This window comes from Agromyces sp. NPDC060279 (assembly GCF_042726785.1).
Classification (GTDB): Bacteria; Actinomycetota; Actinomycetes; order Actinomycetales; family Microbacteriaceae; genus Agromyces.
In genome coordinates, this window is sequence record NZ_JBHXBK010000006.1 from 93636 (window position 1) to 114387 (window position 20752).

General features: G+C 71.8%; 20 protein-coding genes. 13 read left to right on the forward strand and 7 right to left on the reverse strand.

Annotated features, from left to right (window positions below):
- Positions 1 to 46 precede the first annotated feature (46 nt).
- The 4 genes from ACFWE1_RS15055 to ACFWE1_RS15070 all read left to right on the forward strand — a co-directional run bounded on the left by ACFWE1_RS15055 (position 47) and on the right by ACFWE1_RS15070 (position 4742).
- Positions 47 to 1231: a spermidine/putrescine ABC transporter substrate-binding protein gene (locus tag ACFWE1_RS15055; protein WP_376934219.1), complete on the forward strand. Its 1185-nt coding sequence runs from the start codon at positions 47 to 49 to the stop codon at positions 1229 to 1231.
- On the forward strand, positions 1224 to 2150 hold the full coding sequence (locus ACFWE1_RS15060) for an ABC transporter permease (protein ID WP_376934220.1): 927 nt from the start codon (positions 1224 to 1226) through the stop codon (positions 2148 to 2150). Before ACFWE1_RS15055 ends, ACFWE1_RS15060 begins: the two co-directional genes overlap by 8 nt.
- Positions 2147 to 2989, forward strand: a complete 843-nt coding sequence (locus ACFWE1_RS15065; RefSeq protein ID WP_376934221.1) for an ABC transporter permease — start codon at positions 2147 to 2149, stop codon at positions 2987 to 2989. The genes ACFWE1_RS15060 and ACFWE1_RS15065 overlap by 4 nt, the downstream gene beginning before the upstream one ends.
- A gap of 97 nt (positions 2990 to 3086) precedes the next feature.
- Positions 3087 to 4742, forward strand: a complete 1656-nt coding sequence (locus ACFWE1_RS15070) for an amidohydrolase (RefSeq protein ID WP_376934222.1) — start codon at positions 3087 to 3089, stop codon at positions 4740 to 4742.
- Between the two features lie 92 nt (positions 4743 to 4834).
- On the opposite strand, the gene ACFWE1_RS15075 is transcribed toward ACFWE1_RS15070, so the two are convergent.
- The 3 genes from ACFWE1_RS15075 to ACFWE1_RS15085 form a co-directional block, all read right to left on the reverse strand.
- Complete coding sequence (locus ACFWE1_RS15075) at positions 4835 to 5293, reverse strand: hypothetical protein (RefSeq protein ID WP_376934223.1); 459 nt, start codon at positions 5291 to 5293, stop codon at positions 4835 to 4837.
- Positions 5294 to 5418: 125 nt separating this feature from the next.
- Positions 5419 to 6063: a GNAT family N-acetyltransferase gene (locus ACFWE1_RS15080; protein WP_376934224.1), complete on the reverse strand. Its 645-nt coding sequence runs from the start codon at positions 6061 to 6063 to the stop codon at positions 5419 to 5421.
- Positions 6064 to 6166: 103 nt separating this feature from the next.
- The gene (locus ACFWE1_RS15085; RefSeq protein WP_376934225.1) at positions 6167 to 7084 is read right to left on the reverse strand and encodes an NAD-dependent epimerase/dehydratase family protein; all 918 of its coding nucleotides are present in this window, start codon (positions 7082 to 7084) and stop codon (positions 6167 to 6169) included.
- Positions 7085 to 7320: 236 nt separating this feature from the next.
- On the opposite strand from ACFWE1_RS15085, the gene ACFWE1_RS15090 reads away from it, so the two are divergent.
- The 8 genes from ACFWE1_RS15090 to ACFWE1_RS15125 all read left to right on the forward strand — a co-directional run bounded on the left by ACFWE1_RS15090 (position 7321) and on the right by ACFWE1_RS15125 (position 15964).
- Positions 7321 to 7701: a winged helix-turn-helix transcriptional regulator gene (locus ACFWE1_RS15090; protein ID WP_376934226.1), complete on the forward strand. Its 381-nt coding sequence runs from the start codon at positions 7321 to 7323 to the stop codon at positions 7699 to 7701.
- 184 nt (positions 7702 to 7885) lie between these two features.
- Positions 7886 to 9412 carry a DUF222 domain-containing protein gene (locus ACFWE1_RS15095; RefSeq protein ID WP_376934227.1) on the forward strand — a complete coding sequence of 509 codons (1527 nt, stop codon included), beginning with the start codon at positions 7886 to 7888 and terminating at the stop codon, positions 9410 to 9412.
- The gene (locus ACFWE1_RS15100) at positions 9409 to 9996 is read left to right on the forward strand and encodes a cysteine hydrolase family protein (protein WP_376934228.1); all 588 of its coding nucleotides are present in this window, start codon (positions 9409 to 9411) and stop codon (positions 9994 to 9996) included. The genes ACFWE1_RS15095 and ACFWE1_RS15100 overlap by 4 nt, the downstream gene beginning before the upstream one ends.
- Positions 9997 to 10222: 226 nt before the next feature.
- Positions 10223 to 11731, forward strand: a complete 1509-nt coding sequence (locus ACFWE1_RS15105; protein ID WP_376934229.1) for a helix-turn-helix domain-containing protein — start codon at positions 10223 to 10225, stop codon at positions 11729 to 11731.
- Between the two features lie 130 nt (positions 11732 to 11861).
- A complete protein-coding gene (locus tag ACFWE1_RS15110; RefSeq protein WP_376934230.1) occupies positions 11862 to 13313 on the forward strand; it encodes an NAD(P)/FAD-dependent oxidoreductase in 1452 nt (483 codons plus the stop codon).
- Complete coding sequence (locus tag ACFWE1_RS15115; protein ID WP_376934231.1) at positions 13310 to 13726, forward strand: cupin domain-containing protein; 417 nt, start codon at positions 13310 to 13312, stop codon at positions 13724 to 13726. Before ACFWE1_RS15110 ends, ACFWE1_RS15115 begins: the two co-directional genes overlap by 4 nt.
- Before the next feature lie 60 nt (positions 13727 to 13786).
- Positions 13787 to 15163 (forward strand): NAD-dependent succinate-semialdehyde dehydrogenase, encoded by a 1377-nt coding sequence (locus tag ACFWE1_RS15120; RefSeq protein WP_376934232.1) that lies wholly within the window; start codon positions 13787 to 13789, stop codon positions 15161 to 15163.
- A complete protein-coding gene (locus ACFWE1_RS15125) occupies positions 15164 to 15964 on the forward strand; it encodes a nitrilase-related carbon-nitrogen hydrolase (RefSeq protein WP_376934233.1) in 801 nt (266 codons plus the stop codon).
- A gap of 37 nt (positions 15965 to 16001) precedes the next feature.
- Here ACFWE1_RS15125 and ACFWE1_RS15130 read toward each other — a convergent pair whose 3' ends face one another.
- Complete coding sequence (locus tag ACFWE1_RS15130) at positions 16002 to 16598, reverse strand: TetR family transcriptional regulator (protein WP_376934234.1); 597 nt, start codon at positions 16596 to 16598, stop codon at positions 16002 to 16004.
- Positions 16595 to 18076, reverse strand: a complete 1482-nt coding sequence (locus ACFWE1_RS15135; RefSeq protein WP_376934235.1) for an APC family permease — start codon at positions 18074 to 18076, stop codon at positions 16595 to 16597. Before ACFWE1_RS15135 ends, ACFWE1_RS15130 begins: the two co-directional genes overlap by 4 nt.
- A gap of 144 nt (positions 18077 to 18220) precedes the next feature.
- On the opposite strand from ACFWE1_RS15135, the gene ACFWE1_RS15140 reads away from it, so the two are divergent.
- Positions 18221 to 19363, forward strand: a complete 1143-nt coding sequence (locus ACFWE1_RS15140) for a P1 family peptidase (protein ID WP_376934236.1) — start codon at positions 18221 to 18223, stop codon at positions 19361 to 19363.
- Here the strand turns inward: ACFWE1_RS15140 and ACFWE1_RS15145 are convergent.
- Together ACFWE1_RS15145 and ACFWE1_RS15150 are read right to left on the reverse strand one after the other, a co-directional pair.
- Positions 19360 to 20004, reverse strand: coding sequence for a hypothetical protein (locus ACFWE1_RS15145; RefSeq protein WP_376934237.1), 645 nt, complete (start codon positions 20002 to 20004; stop codon positions 19360 to 19362). The genes ACFWE1_RS15140 and ACFWE1_RS15145 overlap by 4 nt on opposite strands.
- Positions 20001 to 20672, reverse strand: a complete 672-nt coding sequence (locus ACFWE1_RS15150; RefSeq protein ID WP_376934238.1) for a hypothetical protein — start codon at positions 20670 to 20672, stop codon at positions 20001 to 20003. Before ACFWE1_RS15150 ends, ACFWE1_RS15145 begins: the two co-directional genes overlap by 4 nt.
- Positions 20673 to 20752 lie beyond the last annotated feature (80 nt).

A 20752-nucleotide genomic window follows, 5' to 3' on the forward strand; every position in this document is an offset into this window, starting at 1 on the left:
CATCCCCCGCTCCCCGCTGTCCCGCAGAACGACCCAGGAGGACCCCATGACCGAATCGACCCCCACCGTGCGGATCCTCGCGAGCACCGACGCCGCGAAGGTCATCCGCCGCGAGCTCAGCCGCCGCGGCTTCCTGAGCGCCGCGGTCGCCGCCGGCGCGACCGGCGTGCTCGCCGCGTGCAGCCCGGGCGGTGGGGCGCAGAACGCGCCCGTCGCGACCGGCGGGCCGCTCGAGTCGAAGCTGTCGATCTACACCTGGGGCGACTACGACGCGCCCGACGTGCTCGAGGCGTTCACGAAGGAGCTGGGCCCGAAGATCACGCTGAGCTCCTTCAACTCGAACGAGGAGCTCATCTCGAAGCTCGTCGCGGCGAAGGGCACGAGCGGCTTCGACATCGTCGTGCCGACCGGCACGTTCATCCCGCAGATGATCGAGAACGGGCTGCTGCAGAAGTTCAACATGGAGCTCATCCCGAACATCGAGCACATGGACCCGGCGTTCCTCGGCCGGGCCTGGGACCCCGACAACGAGTACTCGATCTGCAAGGCCTGGGGCACGACCGGCTTCGTCTACGACAAGACGGTCATCACGCGCGAGCTGAAGGACTGGAACGACTTCATCGACGCCGCGCAGAACGAGGCGAGCGGCAAGACGAGCGTGCTCGACGACCCCGCCGAGCTCACCGGCATCTACTTCTGGGCGAACGGCATCGACTGGACCACCACCGACCCGGCCGAGCTCGACGCCGCCGAGGACTTCCTCGTGAACACGCTCGCCCCGCACGTCGCCGCATTCGACTCCTACCCCGGCGGCTCGGCGATCCCGCAGGGCACCCAGGTGCTCATGCAGTCGTGGAACGGCGACGCCCGCCTCGGCATCCTGGAGAGCCCGGACCCCAGCCGCTGGCAGTGGGTGCTCGGCTCCCCCGCGACCGAGCTGTGGATGGACAACTGGGCCATCCCGACCGGCGCGCCGAACCCCGAGGCCGCGCACGCCTTCATCAACTACGTACTGACCCCCGAGAACTCGCTCGCCGAGCTCGACTACATCGGCTACCACACGGGCGCGACCGGCATCGAGCAGGCGGCGGCCGACGCCGAGCTGCCGATGCTCGACCTCGTGTTCTTCACGCCCGAGCAGGTCGAGACGATGCACGAGGGCGAGGTGAACGAGGCGCAGGAGCGCATCGTGGAGATCTGGAACACGATGAAGGCGGCCGCCGGTGCGTAAGAGCGCCGGCGTCGCCCTCGCCTTCCCGGCGTGGGTGTGGCTGCTGGTCTTCTTCGTCGCCCCGGTGGGCATGGTGATCTGGTTCAGTTTCGGCTACAAACCGGGCATCTTCGGCACCCACGCCAACGACGTGCTGAGCTTCGACCGCTACGTCGAGGCGATGTCGCCGACGTTCTTCGCGACGTTCCAGAACACGCTCTGGGTCGGCATCGCGGGCACGGTGATCTGCCTGCTCGTCGGCCTGCCGGTGGCGTACTGGATGGCCGTCAAAGCGCCGCCGTCGCGCCGGGGCCTGCTCGTCGCGCTCGTGATGGTGCCGTTCTGGACGAACTTCCTCGTGCGCACCATCGGCTGGCAGGTGATCCTGGCGCCGGAGGGCTGGCTGTCCAGCACGCTGCAGGCGGTCGGCCTCATCGACGGCCCGCTCGATCTGCTGTACACGCGCGGGGCCGTGCTGCTCGGGGTGGTCTACAACTACCTGCCGCTCATGATCCTGCCGCTCTTCGTGGCGTTCGACCGGGTCAGCGGCCCGCTGCGCGAAGCCTCGAAGGACCTCGGCGCCGGCCGCTGGACGACCTTCTTCCGGGTCACGCTGCCGCTCGCCCGCCCGGGCGTCGTCGCCGGCGTGCTGCTCGTGTTCATCCCGCTGATGGGCGACTACATCACGGCGACCGTGCTCGGCGGTGCGAAGGGCAACATGGTCGGCCAGCTCGTCGCGAGCCAGTTCCAGACCGCCCAGAACTGGGCACTGGGCTCGGCGATGGCGGTGCTGCTCATCATCGTGATCATGGCGACCGTGGCAATCGGGGCGGGCCTCGTCTGGCTCGTCACGCTGCCGTTCCGCAGCCGGAACCGGCTCGTGCTCGGCGAGCCCGAGCCATCCGCCGTGTCGAAGCCCGTCGAGGAGGTGGCCGCATGAAGCAGCGGTCGTGGTCGGATGTCGTCCTGAGCGTCTGGGGCGTGCTCGTCTTCGTGTTCCTCTTCGCGCCGATCCTCGTGATCATCGTGTCGTCGTTCAACGTGGGGCGCCTGCTCGTGTCATGGCAGTCGTTCGGCTTCGACTCGTTCCTCGCGCTCTTCGAGAAGCCCGCCATCCGGGACGCCGTGTGGATCTCGGTGCAGACGGGCTTCATCGCCGCGATCGTCGCGACGCTGCTCGGCACCCTCGCCGGCATCGCCATGGCGCGCCACCCCGGCAAGTGGGTGTGGTGGTTCCTCGGGCTGCTGCTGCTCGTCTCGGTGACGCCCGAGATCGTCGACGCCGTGGCGCTGCTGCCGTGGCTCGTGTTCCTCGGCCAGGACCTCGGCATCGGCCTGTTCAACGACGGCATCATCCGCCTCGTGATCGGCCATTCACTGTTCTCGGTCGCAGTGGTCTCGTACCTCGTGCGGGCCCGGCTCGTCGGGCAGGAGGGCCAGCTCGAGGAAGCGTCCGCCGACCTCTACGCGAAGCCGCCCGCCACGTTCCGCCGGGTGACCCTGCCGCTCGCGATGCCCGCCGTGCTCGCCGGCTTCCTGCTGTCGTTCACGCTGAGCCTCGACAACACCGTCATCGCCGCGTTCGTGCAGGTGTCGGGCACGACCCCGTGGCCGGTCTACGTGCTGAGCGCGCTGCGCAGCGGCCTCCGACCGGAGATCGCCGCGGTGTCGACGATCATGCTCGTGCTGACCCTGCTCGCCCTGGGCCTCGTCGCGTACGTGCTGCGGCGCGCGGGCGACTCGGCCGCCGACATCGCGCGCACCATGGGCGGCGGCTGAGCCGCCGCGCGCACCCGCTCACGCCTCGCGCCGCTCGCGCCTCGCGCCGCTCGCGCCTCCCGCCTCGCGCCTCGCGCCTCCTCGAAAGGACTCACGGATGCCTCACGCCGATCTCGTCTTCACGGGCGGACCCGTCTTCACCGCCGACCCGGTGCGCTCGCGCGCCTCGGCCGTCGCCGTCTCTGGCGGCCGCATCGTCGCCGTCGGCGCGGACGACGACGTGCGGGAGCTCATCGGCCCCGGCACCGAGCACGTCGACCTCCGCGGCCGGCTGCTCGTGCCCGGCTTCCAGGACGCGCACGTGCACCCCGTCTGGGGCGGGCTCGACATGCTGCGCTGCGACCTCCGCGACGGCGAGACCGAGGGCGCCTACCTCGACACCATCGCGGCGTACGCGTCGGCGCACCCCGACGCGCCCTGGATCCTCGGCGGCGGCTGGGGCATGTCCGCGTTCCCCGGCGGCACCCCCACCGCCGCGGCGCTCGACCGGGTGCTGCCCGACCGGCCGGCGTTCCTGCCGAACCGCGACGGGCACGGCGCCTGGGTGAACAGCGCCGCGCTGCGACTGGCCGGGATCGACCGGCACACCCCCGACCCCGCCGACGGCCGCATCGAGCGCGACGCCGACGGGATGCCGAGCGGCACGCTGCACGAGGGCGCCATGGACCTCGTGCGCCGGCACCTGCCCGCCACGACGCCGGAGGAGCTCGAGGCGGCGGTGCTCGAGGGGCAGCGGTACCTGCACTCCTTCGGCGTGACCGCCTGGCAGGACGCGATCGTCGGCGACTACGGCGTCGGCGACGATCCCGGCCGCGCGTACCTCTCCGCCGCGGCATCCGGCCGGCTCACCGGGCGCGTCGTCGGCGCACTCTGGTGGGACCGCGCGAAGGGCCTCGAGCAGATCGACGGGCTCCTCGCGAAGCGCGAGGAGTACCGCGGCGGCCGCTTCGCCGCGACGAGCGTGAAGATCATGCAGGACGGCGTCGCCGAGAACTTCACGGCCTCGATGCTCGAGCCGTACTGCGACGGCCACGGGCACCCGACCGACAACTCGGGCATCTCCTTCGTGCCGCCGGAGCTCCTGAACGAGGCCGCGCCCCGTCTCGACGAGCTCGGCTTCCAGCTGCACTTCCACGCGATCGGCGACCGGGCGGTGCGCGAGTGCCTCGACGCCGTCGAGCACGCGATCGCCCGCAACGGCCGGAACGACCACCGGCACCACATCGCCCACCTGCAGGTGGTGCATCCGGACGACGTGCCGCGCTTCCGTGAGCTCGGCGTGGTGGCGAACATGCAGTCGCTGTGGGCGGCGCTCGAGCCGCAGATGGTGGAGCTGACGCTGCCGTTCCTCGGTTCGCCGCGGGATGCCTGGCAGTACCCCTTCGGCGACCTGCTGCGCTCCGGGGCGGTGCTCGCGGCCGGCAGCGATTGGTCGGTGTCGACGCCGAACCCGCTGGCGGCCATCCACGTCGCGGTGAACCGGGTGTCGGCGCCGGGCGAGGAGGAGGGCGAGTACCCGCCGTTCCTGCCCGAGCAGGCGATCGATCTCGCGACCTCGCTCACCGCGTACACTGCGGGCTCGGCCTTCGTGAACCATCTCGACGAGACCGGCACGATCGCCGTCGGCAAGCTCGCCGACTTCGCCCTGCTCGACCGGGATCCCTTCGCCGGACCGGCCGGAGAGATCGGCGCGACGCGGGTGCTGCAGACCTTCGTCGACGGCGAGCGGGTGCACGCGGCCGTGGACGCCTGAGGCCCATTCCTCGGACGACGACGGCCCGCCCCGATCGGGGCGGGCCGTCGTGCTGCGCCGGGTTCGCGGCGCGCGGGTTCAGCCGAGGCGCGTCAGCCGGCGCAGACGGTGCCGAGCTCGGTGACCGACTCCTGCAGCGAGGTGATGTGCTCGCTCATGGCCGAGATGTCGGCGTTGGCCGGGTCGGCGACCATGCCGTCGAGGTAGACGACGTACTCGTCGAGCGCGACGGCGGCCTGGTCGGCAGCGGCCTTGACCTCGGGGTTGCCGACCTTGGCGGCGGTCTCCGAGACGGTGCCCGACGCCTCCTTGAGTGCAGCGAGCGCCGCAGCGGGGTCGCTGGAGTCGACCGAGCTCAGGCTCGAGAGCTCCTGCAGCGCGGTCTGCACGTCGGTGCACGCCTCCTGCTTGGTCTGCTCGGCCGCGGGCGCCTCGGCCTGCTTCTCTGCCTTCGCGGCGGTGCCCTCGGCGTTGCCGCCTGAGGCGCAGCCGGCGAGCAGCAGGGCCATCGCGGCGAACGAGACGGCGGCGATCTTACGGGTTGCGGTCATGATGGTTCTGGTTCCCTCCGGTTCCCGGGTCGGTCCCGGTCCCCCGCGGACCATCCAAGCAGCAGAGCGCGCTCCCCCCAAATGGGGAGGGGTGCCCACCGGTCTCGTACCCGGGCGTCCGGGGCTCACGCCAGCAGGAACGGGCGCGCCGCTTCGAGTCCGTGCACCTCGAGCTCCCACTCGGGACGCCGGAACTCGGAGGCCTCCAGCCGCAGCCGCACCTCGTCCTCCACCACACCAGGCTTCGGCGAGCGCCGCGTGACGCCGTTCTCGCGGTAGCCGAGCTTCCTCGAGACGGCGAGCGAGGGCGAGTTCCACTCGTACGCCTCCGACTCAGCGACCGTCGCGCCGAGGTGGTCGAACGCGAACATGAGCAGGGCCGCGCGCATCTCGGTGCCGAGCCCCACGCCCTGCCGGGAGCGGGTCAACCACGACCCGCTCGACACCGTGCGCAGCGCGGCGAAGTCCGCCACCCGCAGGTCCTGCACACCGATCGGGCGGCCGTCCTCGAGCACCGCGAAGAGGAGGTTCCACTCGTCGGGGGCGACGCCCGCGCGCTCGCGCCAGACGAACCGCGCGAGATTCGGCAGCAGCTCCTCGCGCGGCGCGTCGGTCCACGGGATGCCGAACGGGGTGCGCTCCGAGTCATGGACCCCGTCGAGTGCCGCCTGGGCGAGGCCCGGGAGATCGGCGTCCCGCACCGGTCGCAACTCGAGCCGCGGCGTGCGCAGCCGGAGCCGGAAGACGGGCCAGACGTCGAGGAGTTCCATCCGTCGACGATACCGGCGGGGTGCCGGGCGAGCGGCGCCTGCATGGCGCTTCGTCGTGCTGAGCCTCCTCGTCACTGAGCCTCCTCGTCACTGAGCCTCCTCGTCACTGAGCTCCGGCGTCACCTGGCTTCGTCATCACCGGTTCGTCGTTCCCGGTTCGTCGTTCCCAGGCTTCGTCGCCGAACACCTCCTCGAGCACGCTGCGGTGCGCGGGCTGCCAGCCGAGCGCACGCGCCTTCTCGCCGAGCGCGCGCTGGTCGAGCAGCAGGGCGTCGGCGAAGGGGGTGCCGAGCCGTGCGCGCGTCTCCTCGACCGACTCCTCGACCAGGGCGGTCGCCCGCCCCGCGGCAACGGTCGCTTCGCCGATCGCCCGCACGGTCTGCGGCCGGCCGTCGACCGCGATGAGCCGTCCCTGCTCCTGCGGGTGCTCGACGGCGATGCGGTAGAGCCGCGCCAGGTCGCCCCGGTGCACGAGGCTCCAGTGCTGTCGACCGTCGCCCACGAGCCGGACCCGTCCATCCGGCCCCGGCGTCGTGAGCAGTTCGGGAATCCCTCCGGCGCCGTAGACGACGCCCGGTGCGATGATCGTCGCGGAGACGGGTCCCGCGAGGAGCCGCTCTTCGAGGGGCACCCGCCACGCCACGATCTCCGGCGGGTCGAGCGGTCCGTCGTCCTGCAGGGTCGCACCCGAACCGTACTCCCAGATCCCGCTCGTGTGCACGAATCGCCGCCCGGTCGCCGCGAACTCGGCCCCGACGGCCTCGAGCACGGCAGCGTCGAACTCGGCCGCGCCACTCGCCGGCGCGGCGGTGTGGATCGCGGCGTCGGCCTCGGCGAGCTCGGCGCCGAACCAGCTGGCGTCCGTCACCTCACCGAGCCGAGCGACGGCGCCTCGTGCTGCGACCGCCCGAGCCGACTGCTCGCTCCGGACGATCGCTCGCACCTCGTGTCCAGCCTCGACGAGCTCGTCGAGCACCGCCGAGCCGATGGTCCCGGTTGCCCCGGTCAGTAGGATTCTCATGTCGGCAACGCTATGGATGCACCGCCGGTTACTTCAACGGAACTTCCCTCGGGGAAACCACGACGCCGGACGGGACGCCGCCCATGCCTCAACCGAACGCACACCCTGCCGCCGCCGGTGCTGCCTCCGCCACGGTCTCTGCCTCTGCGTACGTCTCCGCCTCCGGCGCCTCTGCCTCTGCCTCCGCCTCTGACTCTGCCGCCGCCTCTGCTCCCGCCTCCGAGGAGCCGCGCGACGTGCTCGCCCCGGACTGCCCGAGCCGAGTGGTGTTCGAGCGGATCGGCGAGCGTTGGACCATGTTCGTGCTGCTCGCGCTCGAACGGGGCGGCACCTTGCGCTTCGGCGAGCTCCGCGAGCGGGTCGGCCGTGTCACTCCGAAGGTGCTCACCGAGACGCTGCGCGCGCTCGAGGCTGACGGCCTGATCGTGCGCCGAGCGTTCCGCGATTCTCCCCCGCGAGTCGAGTACTCGCTCACGGAGCTCGGCACCTCCCTGCTCGACCCGATTCGGGCGATGCGCGAGTGGGCGGAGGCGCATGTCCCCGAAGTGCTCGCGGCTCGCGATCGAGCAGCTGACGCCGAGCGGCAGTCACACCGCGTCTCAACAATTCGTACATAAGTTCGAATTTCACTCCTTCTCTTCCAGCCCTCAGCCTCTGGCCACTCGTCGATTCGACGTCACCTCGATGCTCCGCCTTGCCGAGTAATCCAGAGCGTACTCGAGCGCAGCGACCGCGTTCGGAGTTTATCCACAAGTCGAACATTTCTTCGAATTAACTGCGGAATCGGGCCACAATAGGGGCATGCACTCCACGACCGCCGTCACCCCCTTCGCCGACGCCGCCGCCGACGCGGTCGCGACCTGGGTCGGCGCGCTGGCCGGGGCGGCGAACGGCGTCGACGCCGAAGTGCACGCGATGAGCGGAGCGGGGCTGGTCCGCACGGTCGAAGCACTCGCCAGAGCGGCGCGCGCCCTCGAGGCCCTGCAGGCTCGGTGCGCGGCCGAGCTCGCCGACCGTTCGTGCGGAGAGGTCGACGCCGACCTCGCCCGCGAGCACGGGTTCCCGAACGCCGCCAAGCTCCTCACTGCCGCCGGCGGAGGCCGAAGCATCGACGCGGTCCGCCTCATCGAGGTCGGTCGGGCCATCTCCGCCAGGCGCAGCTTCTTCGACGAGGAGCTCCCGGCGAAGCGCCCGCTCGTCGCTGCGGCGATGCACCGCGGCGAACTCTGCGTGGATGCGGCCGGCGTCATCGTCCGATTCCTCGATCGCATCGCCCTCCGATGCGAGCCCGAGGCGATGGCGTCCGCCGAAACCCTGCTCGTCGAGCGTGCGCCCGTCGTCGGCATCGACGGCCTGCACGCCCTCATCAAGCGACTCGAGGCGCACCTCGACCCCGACGGAGTGCAGCCGCGCGAAGACGAGCTGCGCGCTCGACGCTCGCTCTCGATCCGCGAAGACCGTTTCGGCATGGTGCTCGTGCGCGGGGCGTTCGACCCCGAGAGCGGAGCCGCGATCAAGACCGCGGTCGATGCGCTCGTCGGCGCCGCACTGCGCGCCGGGCGAGGCGGCAACCGCACCGAGGCCCGCGGCAGCGGTCACGACCCCGTTGGCCGCGCCTCCGTCGACCCGCTGTTCCGCGAAGACCGCTCGATCGCGCAGCTCAACGCCGACGCGCTCGCCGATCTCGCCCGGCACGCCCTCGGCTGCGGCGACGCGCCGACCGCGCTGCGTCGCGTGACCGTCGTCGCCAGGGTCGACGCCGAAGCGCTGACCACCGGCGAGGGGCACGCGACGATCGACGGCATCGATCAGCCGGTCTCGATCGCGACCGCCCGGGCTCTGGCCCTGAGCGCGGGCATCAGCCCGCTCCTCCTCGGCGAGGGCCGCGCACGACTCGATCTGGGCCGCGCGGCCCGACTCTTCAGCACTGAGCAGAAACTCGTCCTCGTCGACCGCGACGGCGGCTGCGCCTGGCCGGGATGCCTCAGGCCGCCGGGCTACGCCGAGGCGCACCACATCGCGTGGTGGCAGCGCGACGAGGGGCGCACCGATACCGGCAACGGCATCATGCTGTGCAGCCACCACCACCATCGGGTCCACCGCGACGGCTGGCGCATCCACGTGCACGACGACCGCAGTTGGTTCGTCCCGCCGGCGCATCTCGATCCGCAGCAGGTTCCCCGTCCGGGAAATCTCGCGAGCGAGAGGCGGATCGCCGAACGATTCGCGAAGCGCCGGCGCGCCCCCGGTGCTTCCCGCGGCGCGCCCCGCCGAAGTTCGCCAAGCGCACCCGCGACGCCGCAACCTCCAGCTAGCGTGAGCGCATGACCCGCACGTTGCTCATCATCGACATCCAGCAGGACTACTTCCCCGGCGGCCGGCACCCGCTGGTCGGGCCCGAGGCCGCAGCCGACCGGGCTGCGGAGGTGCTCGCCGCGTGGCGCGAGCGCGGCGAGCCGGTGGTGCACATCCAACACATCTGGGATGCTCCGGATGCGGCGTTCTTCCAGCCGGGCACCCCGGGCGTTGAGATCCACCCGAGTGTGGCACCGCGCGACGACGAGACGCTGCTCACGAAGGCGCTTCCGAACGCGTTCCTCGGCACCGGGCTCGAAGGCGTGCTTCGCGAGCAGCACGCGGCGACCGCCGCAGAGGCCGCCGAGGCCGCCGAGGGAGCGCCCCAGCTCGTCGTCATGGGCATGATGTCGAGCATGTGCGTCGATGCCACCGTCCGGGCCGCGGCCGACCTGGGCTTCCAGGTCACCGTCGTGCACGATGCCTGCGCGGCACCCGACCTCAGCTTCGACGGCGTGACCGTGCCCGCCGCCCAGGTGCACGCCGCGTTCATGGCCGCGCTCGGCGACAGCTATGCGGAGATCACGAGTGCCGAGGAGCTCCTGATCGGGAGCTGAACCGCGAGCCCGCGAGCCCGCGAGCCCGCGAACCCGCGCCCGCGCGCCCGCGCGCCCACTCGGCACGGCCGCACTCCACGGCTTCAGCACTTCGCAGCTTCTTCACTCCATTGCCCGCGAATTCGCCCCAATCACCCCTGAGAACCCGCACCACCGCCCCACGAGGCCAGAATTCTTGCAGAAGTTCCGTTTGCGGCATCCGCCATCGCATGTGACCATCGTTGACATGATCGCCGTCGATCGAACCCCGCCCGAGCCGGGCACCGCTGCCGCCACCGCAGCCGCCGATGGAACCGCCACCGCCGGCGAGGTCGACGCGCTCACGCTCGGCCGCCGCATCCGCGAGCACCGCACTGCCCGCGGCATGACGCTCGGCGAGCTGGCCCGCGCGATCGATCGGGCGCCCAGCCAGGTCTCCGCGATCGAGAACGGCAAGCGCGAGCCGCGCCTCTCGATGCTCCGCACCATCGCCCTCGCGCTCGGCACCACGGTCGACGAGCTGCTCCGCGCCGACGCTCCGAGCGAGCGCGCCGCGCTCGAGATCGCGGTCGAACGCGCCCAGCGCGGTCCGGTCTTCGCAGCACTCGGGCTCGAGCCGTTCCGCGTCGCGAAGACGATGAACGACCAGACCCTGCAGACGATCCTGGCGCTGCACAACGAGATCGACCGCCTGCACCGCGAGCGCGCGGCGACGCCGGAGGAGGCCCGCCGCGCGAACGCGGAGCTGCGCGCCGAGATGCGCGCCCGCGACAACTTCTACCCCGAGCTCGAACGCGTCGCCGCCGAGCTCCTCGAGGCGGTCGGCCACACCGGCGGGCCCGTCTCGCACCAGCTCGTCGCCGACATGGCCTCGCACCTCGGCTACTCCCTGCACTACGTCGGCGACCTGCCGCACTCGACGCGCTCGGTCACCGACAAGCGGCACGGGCGCATCTACCTGCCCACCCAGCAGTCCCCCTCGCGCGATTCCCGCTCACCGATCCTGCAGGCGCTCGCGAGCCATCTGTTGCACCACGAGGAGCCGCGCGATTACGGCGAGTTCCTGCGCCAGCGGGTCGAGACGAACTACCTGACCGCGGCGATCCTCCTCCCCGAGCAGGCCGCCGTGCGCTTCCTCGCTGAGGCGAAGAACCTGCGCCGCATCTCGATGGAGGAGCTGCGCGACCACTTCGCGGTCTCCTACGAGACCGCCGGCCACCGCTTCACGAACCTCGCGACCGCTCGCCTCGAGATCCCGGTGCACTTCATGAAGGTGCACGAGTCCGGCACGATCATCAAGGCGTACGAGAACGACCGGGTCCGCTTCCCCTCCGACGCGCTCGGCGCCGTCGAGGGCACCACCGTCTGCCGCAACTGGACGGCCCGCACCGTCTTCGACGTCGAGGACCGCTTCAGCCCCTGGTACCAGTACACGGACACTCCGTCCGGCACCTTCTGGTGCACCTCCCGCATCGAGAAGGCGAAGGAGGGCGAGTACTCGGTCTCGGTCGGCGTGCCCTTCGAGCACGTGAAGTGGTTCCGGGGGCGGGAGACGCCGCACCGCGCCGTCTCGCGCTGCCCGGACCCGAGCTGCTGCCAGGCGCCGGAGGGGCTCGCCGACAAGTGGGCGGATGCCTCGTGGCCGGCCGCGCGCACGCCGACGAGCCTGCTCGCCGCGCTGCCCACCGGCACGTTCCCGGGCGTCGACCAGACCGAGGTCTACGAGTTCCTCGAGCAGCACGCCCCCGCGAGCTGAGCCGGCGACGGCCGACCGCATCCCGTCAATCTGTCCGGAGGCGCCCCGATTCCGCGACAGCGGCGGGCTGGCGGCCCGGCCGCCGCCGCGTCAGGATGGTGGGAACCAAACACGCATCGGAGTGATCCCCGTGGGCACCACCGTCTTCGAACGACGTCGACCCTCTTCATCCGTCATCGAGCATGCGCTCGCCGACACCCGCCACTCGGTCTTCTGGCGGGACGACCTGCCGGAGGCGCTGAAGCCCTCCCGGCCCAAGCTCGCCGGCAACATCGTCGCCGACCTCGTCATCGTCGGCGGCGGCTACACCGGCCTGTGGACGGCGCTCCTCGCGAAGGAGCGCGCGCCCGAGTCGCACGTCGTCCTCGTCGAGGCGAAGCGCGTCGGCTGGGCGGCGTCGGGCCGCAACGGCGGGTTCTGCGAGGCGAGCCTCACGCACGGCCGCGAGAACGGACTCTCCCGCTGGCCGAAGGAGATGCCGCTCCTCGACCGGCTCGGGCTCGAGAACCTCGACGCCATCGAGGCGAGCGAGCAGCGCTACGGCATGGACTTCGAGTTCGAGCGCACCGGTCAGCTGGCCCCCGCGATCGAGGAGCACCAGCTCGAGTGGCTGCGGGAATGGGCCGACGAAGCCGCCGCAGCGGGCGAGGCCGACGAGGTCGTCTTCCTCGACGAGGCCGCGGCCCAGGCATCCGTCCACTCCCCGACCTACCTCGGCGCGGTGTGGGAGAAGCGCACGAACGCGATGGTGCACCCGGCCCGTCTCGCGGCCGAGCTCGCGCGCGTCGCCGAGGAGCGCGGCGTCGAGATCTTCGAGCAGTCGCCGGTGCGCCGCCTCGATACCCCCGGTTCGACGGGTGCCGTGAGCGTCGTCACCGACGGCGGACGCGTCGACGCGAAGCACGCGGTGCTCGCGACGAACGTGTTCCCCTCGCTGCTGAAGCGCAACCGTCTGATGACCGTGCCGGTCTACGACTACGTGCTCATGACCGAGCCGCTCTCGGCCGAACAGCTCGACTCGATCGGCTGGAAGGACCGCCAGGGCATCGGCGACATGGCGAACCAGTTCCACTACTACCGGCTCTCGAAGGACAACCGCATCCTCTTCGGCGGCTACGACGCCGTGTACCACTACGGCCGCAAGGTGCGCGAGCAGTACGAGAACCGCCCCGAGTCGTGGCAGAAGCTCGCGAGCCACTTCTTCACGACCTTCCCGCAGCTCGAGGGCCTGCAGTTCAGCCACCAGTGGGCCGGGGCGATCGACACCTCGACCCAGTTCACCGCCTTCTTCGGCACGGCGCGCGAGCACCGCATCGCGTACGCGGCGGGCTTCACCGGCCTCGGGGTGGGTTCGACCCGCTTCGCCGCCGAGGTCATGCTCGACCTGCTCGAGCGCCGCGACAACGAGCGCACGCAGCTCGAGATGGTGCGCAAGCGCCCGCTGCCGTTCCCGCCCGAGCCGGCCGCCGCGATCGGCATCAACGCGACCCGCTGGTCGCTCGACCGCGCCGACCACAACCGCGGCAAGCGCAACGTGCTGCTGAAGACCCTCGACGCCCTCGGCCTCGGGTTCGACTCGTGAGCACCGAACAGCAGAGCACCGAGCAGCAGGGCACCGAGCAGCAGGGCGCCGAGCAGCAGGGCGCCGAGCGCCTCGCACCCGGCGCGCTCGTCGACGGCCCGGCCGTCGCGCTCCAGCACGAGCCGGTGCCCGCCGAGCAGTCCGTCGCCGGCGAGCCGAGCACCGCGTACCTGCCGCTCGACGTCTCGGCGGCGGGCGAGATCGGCATCTGGGAGATGAGCCGCGGCACGATGCGCGACACCGAGGTCGACGAGGTGTTCGTCGTGCTCGCGGGCGACGCGACCGTCGAGTTCGTCGAGCCCGCCCGCGACGCGATCGTGCTCGCGCCAGGCTCGGTGGTGCGCCTGGAAGCCGGCATGCAGACCATCTGGACCGTGCGCGAACCGCTGCGCAAGGTGTTCATCGAGCGCTGAGCGCTCCCGCGCGGGCCCGCCGCCCGCGCCACAGACCCACGAAGACGAAGGAGAGCCAAGATGGCGAAGTACCGGGTGCAGAACCCCGCGACCGGCGAGATCGTCGAGACCTTCGAGGTCGCGACCGACGCAGAGATCGAGCAGACGCTCGCGGCGGCCGACGGCGCCTACCGCGAATGGCGCGAGCGCAGCGTTCAGGAGCGCGCCGCCGTCGTGAAGCGCGTCGCCGAGCTGTTCGAGGAGCGCAAGGAGGAACTCGCCCGCCTGATCGCGGTCGAGATGGGCAAGTCCCTCGCCGAGTCGATCGACGAGGTCGAGTTCGCGACCGCGATCATCGACTACTACGCGGTGCACGGGCCGAGCCTCATCACCGACTACGAGATCCCCTCGACCATCCCCGGCAAGGCGGTCATCGAGCAGCTGCCCATCGGCGCCCTGCTCGGCGTGATGCCGTGGAACTTCCCCTACTACCAGGTGGCCCGCTTCGCGGCCCCGAACCTGGTGCTCGGCAACACGATCATCCTGAAGCACGCCGACATCTGCGCCCGCTCGGCGCTGACGATCCAGGAGATCATGGAGGAGGCGGGCGTGCCCGTCGGCGGCTACCAGAACGTCTTCGCCTCGCACGAGCAGATCGCCACGATGATCGCCGACGACCGGGTGCAGGGCGTCTCGCTCACCGGCTCCGAGCGGGCCGGGGCGATCATCGGCGAGCAGGCGGGCCGGCACCTGAAGAAGTGCGTGCTCGAGCTCGGCGGCATCGACCCGATGGTCGTGCTCGACGCCGACGACGTCGCGAGCGTCGCGAAGGCGGCGTGGGACTTCCGCGTCTACAACGGCGGCCAGGTCTGCAACTCGAACAAGCGGATGATCGTCATGGACGACATCTACGACGAGTTCGTCGCGGAGCTGAAGAAGCTGGCCGACGGCCTCGTCCCGGGCGACCAGCTCACCCTCGGCGAGGGCGAGTACGCCCCGCTGTCCACGCGGGTGGCCGCCGAGACGGTGCACGAGCAGGTGCAGCGGGCGGTCGCCGCCGGTGCGACCCTCGAGGCGGGCGGCGTGCTCTCCGACGGCCCCGGCGCGTACTACTCGCCGGCCGTGCTCACGGGCGTGCCGCGCGACTCCGCGTCGTACCGCGAGGAGATCTTCGGACCGGTCGCGACCGTCTACCGGGTGCACAGCGACGAAGAGGCCCTCGAGCTCGCGAACGACTGCGACCTCGGCCTCGGCGGCTCGGTGTTCTCGACCGACGAGGCGCGCGCGGCGCGCGTCGCCTCGCGGCTCGAGGTCGGCATGACCCACGTCAACACGATCGCCGCGGAGGCCGCGGAGCTGCCCTTCGGCGGCGTGAAGCGCTCCGGCTTCGGCCGCGAGATGGGTCCGATCGGCATCGGCGAGTTCGCGAACCGCCGCCTGTCCTTCGTCGCGAAGTAGATGAACGGGTACGCGGGGACCGCCCGGGAGCGCGAGCTCCGGGTGGTCCTCGCGCAGCTCGCGGCCGCACCGCGCGATCTCCGGGCGAACGCGGCGACCATCCGCGAGGTGCTGGCGGGCCATCCGGATGCCGAGCTCGCCGTCTTCCCGGAGCTGTTCCTCTGCGGGTACTCCGGCGAGCGCGTGGGCGAGCTCGCCCTGACGCTCGACGACCCGCTGCTCGCCGAGCTCGCGACCGCCTGCGCCGAGTCGGGCACGGCCATCGCCTTCGGCTTCGCCGAGCGCGGCGAGCGGGATGCCTCGCACCCCGACGGCGCCGTGCACAACGCGCTCGCGATCATCGACGCCGAGGGCCGGCTCGCCGCCGTGTACCGCAAGCGCCTGCTCTTCGGTGCGGAGGCGGAGGCCTTCGTCCCGGGCGAGGACGATTTGCTCGGCACCGCGGCGGGCACCGCGATCGGCGCACTGATCTGCTTCGACATCGAGTTCCCGGAGCCGGCGCGCCGGCTCGCCCTCGCCGGGGCCGAGCTGCTGGTCTCGGTCGCCGCGAACATGGCCCCCTACCTGGCCGACCACGAGCTCGCCTCGCGGGCCCGGGCGCTCGACAACCGCCTGCCGCACGTCTACGTCAACGCCGTGGGCGAGGCCGAAGGGCTGCGCTTCGTCGGCGGTTCGCGCGCGGTGCGGGCAGACGGCTCGGTCGCCCTCGAGCTCGGCGCCGGCGAGGAGGTCGCCGAAGCGGTGCTCACCGTGGGCGCGGCGGTCGACCCCGCGGTGGACTACCTGCGCTTCCTGCGCTGAACGGCGCGCACGGCACGCACGGCGCGCACGGCGCGCGTCAGCCGAGCGCGCAGTCCAGTGCGAGCTCGGCGTACTCGACGACCGCCCGGCGGCACGCCGCCCGGTCGAGCTCGACCCCGATCAGCGGGTAGAGGTCGTAGGCGTCCTCGAGCGCGACGAGGTTGCGCGCGATCGTCGCCTGCTCCTGCCGCGGCCGGAACGCGCCGAGCGCCGTGCCGACCTCGATCGTCGAGCGGTACAGCATCACCTGCCGCTCCACGATCGAGCGGTGCAGCGGCTTGTACTGCGGTTTCTCGCGCAGCAGCCCGATGCTCTCGTAGACGAGTCGGAGGTCGTCGCTGATCACGTCGGGCACGCCGGCTTCGATGAGCGCGCGGAGTCTCGCCGCGGCATCCACTTCCCGCTCGGCGATCGCCCGTCGGCGCTCGTAGAACTCCTCGAGCACGCCCTCGACGGCGGCGAACTGCAGCTGCTCGAAGCTGTCGAAGTAGTAGAGCACGCTGCCGGCGCTCACCTCGGCCTCGGCGGCGACGGCGCGCACATTGGCCTGGGCCATCCCCCGCTCCCGCGCGACGCGGCGCAGCGCCGCGACGAGGTCGTCGCGGCGCTGCGCGTGCTTCGCGGATCGCGTCACGCCTCGGCCCGTTCGTCGTCGAGGTTCTCGGCGAGCGCGGCGTAGCGGCCCGGGTCGCGTCGGCGGATGATCATGGCGATCACGATACCGACGATGAACAGCAGCGGGGTGGGCGCGAGCAGCACCCAGTTGATCGGGCCGGTCATCGTCGTCACGATCTCGAAGTTGAACGCGATGAGGAGGAAGCCGGTGATGAGGCCGGCCGCCCCGACCGCGGGCGCGACGATCACCCGCCAGACGCTGTGCCCGCGGCGGTTCCTCGCGAAGAAGCCCACGACGGCGACCGCGGCGACCGCCTGGGCGAAGACGAGGCCGGCGACGCCCGTGGCGTACGTCCAGATCGCGAACTGCAGGAAGGGGTCGGCGCCCAGCAGGAACGCGACGAGGATGGCGGCGACGGCGATCACGCTCATCACCGCGCTCGCGACGTAGGGCGCCTTCGTCTTCGGGTGCGTGCGGCCGAGGGCGGCCGGCAGCAGCCGCTCGCGACCGAGCGAGTAGAGGTAGCGGCTTGACGCGTTGTGGAAGGCGAGCAGGCACGCGAAGAAGCTCGTCACGATGAGCACCTGCATGACGGCGGCGGCCCAGTCCCCGAGGTACTCGGCGCCCGCGGCGAACACCATGGTCTCGAAGGCGTCGCCGCGGGCGATCTCGATCACCCCGTCGGCGCCGAACGCGACGGTGAGCATCCAGAAGGTGAAGGCGTAGAAGACGCCGAGGAAGCCGATGGCGAGGTACGTGGCGATCGGCACGGTGCGCCGCGGGTTGCGGGCCTCCTCGGCGTAGATCGCGGTGCCCTCGAAGCCGAGGTACGCGCCGAAGCCGACGACGAAGAGGCTGCCGGCGCCGGCGGCGAAGAAGATCTCTTTCGGGTCGAAGGGCGCGGCGCTCCACCGCTCGGGACCGCCCTGCACCAGCACGGCGACCGAGAGCACGAGGAGGATGGCGACCTCCGCCGTCAGCAGGACGCCGAGCACCTTCGCGCCGACGTCGATCTTGCGGTAGCCGAGCAGCGCGACCACGGCGGCGGCGATCAGGGACCAGACCACCCAGGGCAGCTGGATGCCGAAGAGGCCGCCGAAGGTGAGCTCGCCGAAGAAACCGATGAAGCCGTAGAAGCAGACCGTGAGGATCGCGTAGGCGAAGATCGTCACGAACGACACCCCGAGGCCGGCCGGCTTGCCGAGGCCGCGCGAGACGTAGGCGTAGAAGGCGCCGGTGTTGCGCACGTGCGTCGACATCGCGGTGAAGCCCAGGGCGAAGAGGATCAGCACGACGGCGCAGACGAGCATGGCGCCCGCCGCGCCGATGCCGCCCATGCGCATCGAGGTCGGCGCGGCGCTCGCGACGACGGTGAGCGGCGCGGCGGCGGAGACGACGAAGAAGACGACGTCGCCGACGCCCAGCCGGCCGGCGGCGAGCGAGCCTCTTCGGGTGGACGGGGCACGCTCGGCGGTGTTGATCGGGTGTTCAGACATCATCGTCTCCTCGGCCTGGGGGCAGCCGCGTTCGCTGCGGCAGAATCTGAACGCTCATTCAACCCACGCTGCTGCACGCTGTCAAGCGTGCTAGCGTGATCGTCACCCGAAAGTTGAACGGGCGTTCGAGAACGAGGAGTGTCGATGACGACCACCAGCCAGTCCCCCGTGGAGTCCGCGCGGGCCAGAGACCTCGGGGTGCCCTTCGAGGGCGCGCCCGGCCCGGCGAACGCGATCACCGACGTGCCCGGCGTGCAGGTCGGCTACACCACCCTCGTGAGCGGCCCCGACGACGCGGGCACCGCGCGCACCGGCGTCACGGCCATCCTGCCGCGCGGCCGCGACGGCGTCGGCGTGCCCTGCGCCGCCGGCACCTACTCCCTGAACGGCAACGGCGAGCTCACCGGGCGCAGCTGGATCGACGAGGCCGGCGCCCTCGCCCTCCCGATCGCGATCACGAACTCGCACGCCGTCGGCGCCGTGCACCAGGGCGTCGACGAGTGGGTGCACGAGACGCACCCGGGGGTGTCCGCGCAGTGGATGCTGCCCGTGGTCGGCGAGACCTGGGACGGCTATCTGAACGAGATCAACGGCGGGCACGTGCGGCCCGAGCACGCGCGCGCCGCGCTCGACGCCGCCGCGGGCGGCCCGATCGCCGAGGGCAACGTCGGCGGCGGCACGGGCATGAACTGTTATGCGTTCAAGGGCGGCACCGGCACGGCGTCGCGCGTCGTCAGCACCGCGGGCGGCGCGTACACCGTCGGCGTGCTCCTGCAGGCGAACTTCGGCGACCGCGACGAGCTGCGCCTCGCCGGCCGGCCGCTCGGCCGGGAGTCCGCCGCCCCGAAGCCGATCGAGGACGACGACTGGTTCGTGCGGGACGGCGAGCGCACGAAAGCCGCTGCGGGCGCCGGCAGCGTCATCGTCGTGGTCGCGACGGATGCCCCGCTGCTCCCGGGGCAGTGCGAGGCCCTCGCCCGGCGGGTGCCGCTGGGCCTCGCCCGCACCGGTACGACGGGCAGCCACTTCTCGGGCGACATCTTCCTCGCGTTCTCCACCGCGAACCCCGGCGCCCTCACCTCGCAGCTCGGTCGCGGGGCGAACCAGGGGCTCGAGCGGCTCGACTTCGTGCCGTGGGGCGCGATCGACCCGCTCTACCGCGCCACGGTCGAGGCCGTCGAGGAGGCCGTCGCGAACGCCCTCGTCGCCGCCCGCGACCTCGTCGGCCGCGACGGGCATGCGAGCTACGCGCTGCCCCACGAGGAGGTGCGCCGGGCGTTCGCCTAACCGCAGAACTCCTTCGGCGCCCGGGGCTCGGCCGAGGAGCCGATGCTCGTGACGACGTCCTCGACCACGATGAAGTCGATCCAGCCGCGCTCCTCGTCGCCGACCGCGTAGCCGAAGGCCTCCGCGCTCACCTGAGCGATCTGCTGCAGCTCCGGATATGCGGCGGTGAGCTCGTCGGTGCTCGAGCCGAGGCCGATGCCCTCGGCGGTGCGCGGGGCGAGGGGCAGCGCGCCGGAGGCGTCCGGCGAGCCGGACACCCACACGTCCTCGACGGCGTCGCCCGCCTCCGAGACGATGAGCAGCAGCGCCGCGGCGTCCGACGAGTCCCCGACCGGCGAGAGCGTGGAGAGCCTCGGGCAGCCCTCGTCGACGGGCGCGAGTTCGAAGGCGGTGAGCGGCTCGGCGACGCCCGGATACGCCGCTCCGCGACTGACGGGTCCGAATCCGGCGCCGCTGATGACCCAGGTGGTGACGTCGGCGGGGTCCGGGGCCGCCACGGTGGGCGTCGGCGTCGCGGTGGGCGTCGGCGTCTCACTCCCCGTCGGGGTCGGCGTCGGCTTCGGCTCGCTCGCGCAGCCGGCGAGCAGCAGCGCCGCGATCGCGAGACCCCCGAGCGTGGCGGCACCGCCTCGCACGCTCACGCGCACAGCTCCTGCGGGACGAACTTCGTGTCTGCGGCGATGATGCTCCAGACGACGCCGTCGATGACGAGGAAATCGATCCAGCCCGCCGCGTCGTCGCCGACCGCGTACACGATCGAGCTGGGGCGATCGATCACGAGCTCCAGATCCGGATAGGCGGCTGCGAGCTCAGCCTCGGTCGATCCGAGCCTGATGCCCGCGGCGGTCGCGCCGCCGTCGTGGGGCCAGCCGGCGTCACGCGTCGAACTCGACACCGAGACCCGGTGCACCGTGGAGCCGTCGTCCGACAGGATCACAAGCAGCCCTGCCTTGTCGGGGTGCTTCAGGTACACGAGCTCCGGGCACAGCCCGGACGGCTCGACCGAGTACAGCTCAGTCAGCGAATCGATCGCCCCGGGGTAGGCCGCCCCGCGCTGGATCGGCTCGATGCCGTCGACGCTGATCAGCCAGCTCGACGGATCGGCCGGGTCCGGCGCGGCCACCGTCGGGGTGGGCGTCGGGCTCGGCGTGGGACTGGGTGACGGCGTCGGCGTGGGGATCGGCGTCTCGCTCGCCGTCGGGCGCGGCGTCGGCTCCGGCCCGCTCGCGCAGCCCGCGAGCAGCAACGCGCCGATCGTCGCGATCGCCCCCGCGATCCTGGCGCGCCCGCCCGCGCTCGTTCCCGTCATCGTCTCCCCCAAGCCGTTCAGCTGCAGTGGTCGGCTCAGCGTATCCGCACGATGCGGTCCACCGGGCGGCGCGGAGATAT

What these genes read in the sequence shown, in the direction of transcription:
- ACFWE1_RS15055 (WP_376934219.1), top strand. Translation starts at nt 47, where the DNA reads ATGACCGAATCGACCCCCACCGTGCGGATCCTCGCGAGCACCGACGCC.
- ACFWE1_RS15065 (WP_376934221.1), top strand. Translation starts at nt 2,147, where the DNA reads ATGAAGCAGCGGTCGTGGTCGGATGTCGTCCTGAGCGTCTGGGGCGTG.
- ACFWE1_RS15070 (WP_376934222.1), top strand. Translation starts at nt 3,087, where the DNA reads ATGCCTCACGCCGATCTCGTCTTCACGGGCGGACCCGTCTTCACCGCC.
- ACFWE1_RS15075 (WP_376934223.1), bottom strand. Translation starts at nt 5,293, where the DNA reads ATGACCGCAACCCGTAAGATCGCCGCCGTCTCGTTCGCCGCGATGGCC.
- ACFWE1_RS15080 (WP_376934224.1), bottom strand. Translation starts at nt 6,063, where the DNA reads ATGGAACTCCTCGACGTCTGGCCCGTCTTCCGGCTCCGGCTGCGCACG.
- ACFWE1_RS15085 (WP_376934225.1), bottom strand. Translation starts at nt 7,084, where the DNA reads ATGAGAATCCTACTGACCGGGGCAACCGGGACCATCGGCTCGGCGGTG.
- ACFWE1_RS15095 (WP_376934227.1), top strand. Translation starts at nt 7,886, where the DNA reads ATGCACTCCACGACCGCCGTCACCCCCTTCGCCGACGCCGCCGCCGAC.
- ACFWE1_RS15100 (WP_376934228.1), top strand. Translation starts at nt 9,409, where the DNA reads ATGACCCGCACGTTGCTCATCATCGACATCCAGCAGGACTACTTCCCC.
- ACFWE1_RS15105 (WP_376934229.1), top strand. Translation starts at nt 10,223, where the DNA reads ATGATCGCCGTCGATCGAACCCCGCCCGAGCCGGGCACCGCTGCCGCC.
- ACFWE1_RS15120 (WP_376934232.1), top strand. Translation starts at nt 13,787, where the DNA reads ATGGCGAAGTACCGGGTGCAGAACCCCGCGACCGGCGAGATCGTCGAG.
- ACFWE1_RS15125 (WP_376934233.1), top strand. Translation starts at nt 15,164, where the DNA reads ATGAACGGGTACGCGGGGACCGCCCGGGAGCGCGAGCTCCGGGTGGTC.
- ACFWE1_RS15135 (WP_376934235.1), bottom strand. Translation starts at nt 18,076, where the DNA reads ATGTCTGAACACCCGATCAACACCGCCGAGCGTGCCCCGTCCACCCGA.
- ACFWE1_RS15140 (WP_376934236.1), top strand. Translation starts at nt 18,221, where the DNA reads ATGACGACCACCAGCCAGTCCCCCGTGGAGTCCGCGCGGGCCAGAGAC.
- ACFWE1_RS15150 (WP_376934238.1), bottom strand. Translation starts at nt 20,672, where the DNA reads ATGACGGGAACGAGCGCGGGCGGGCGCGCCAGGATCGCGGGGGCGATC.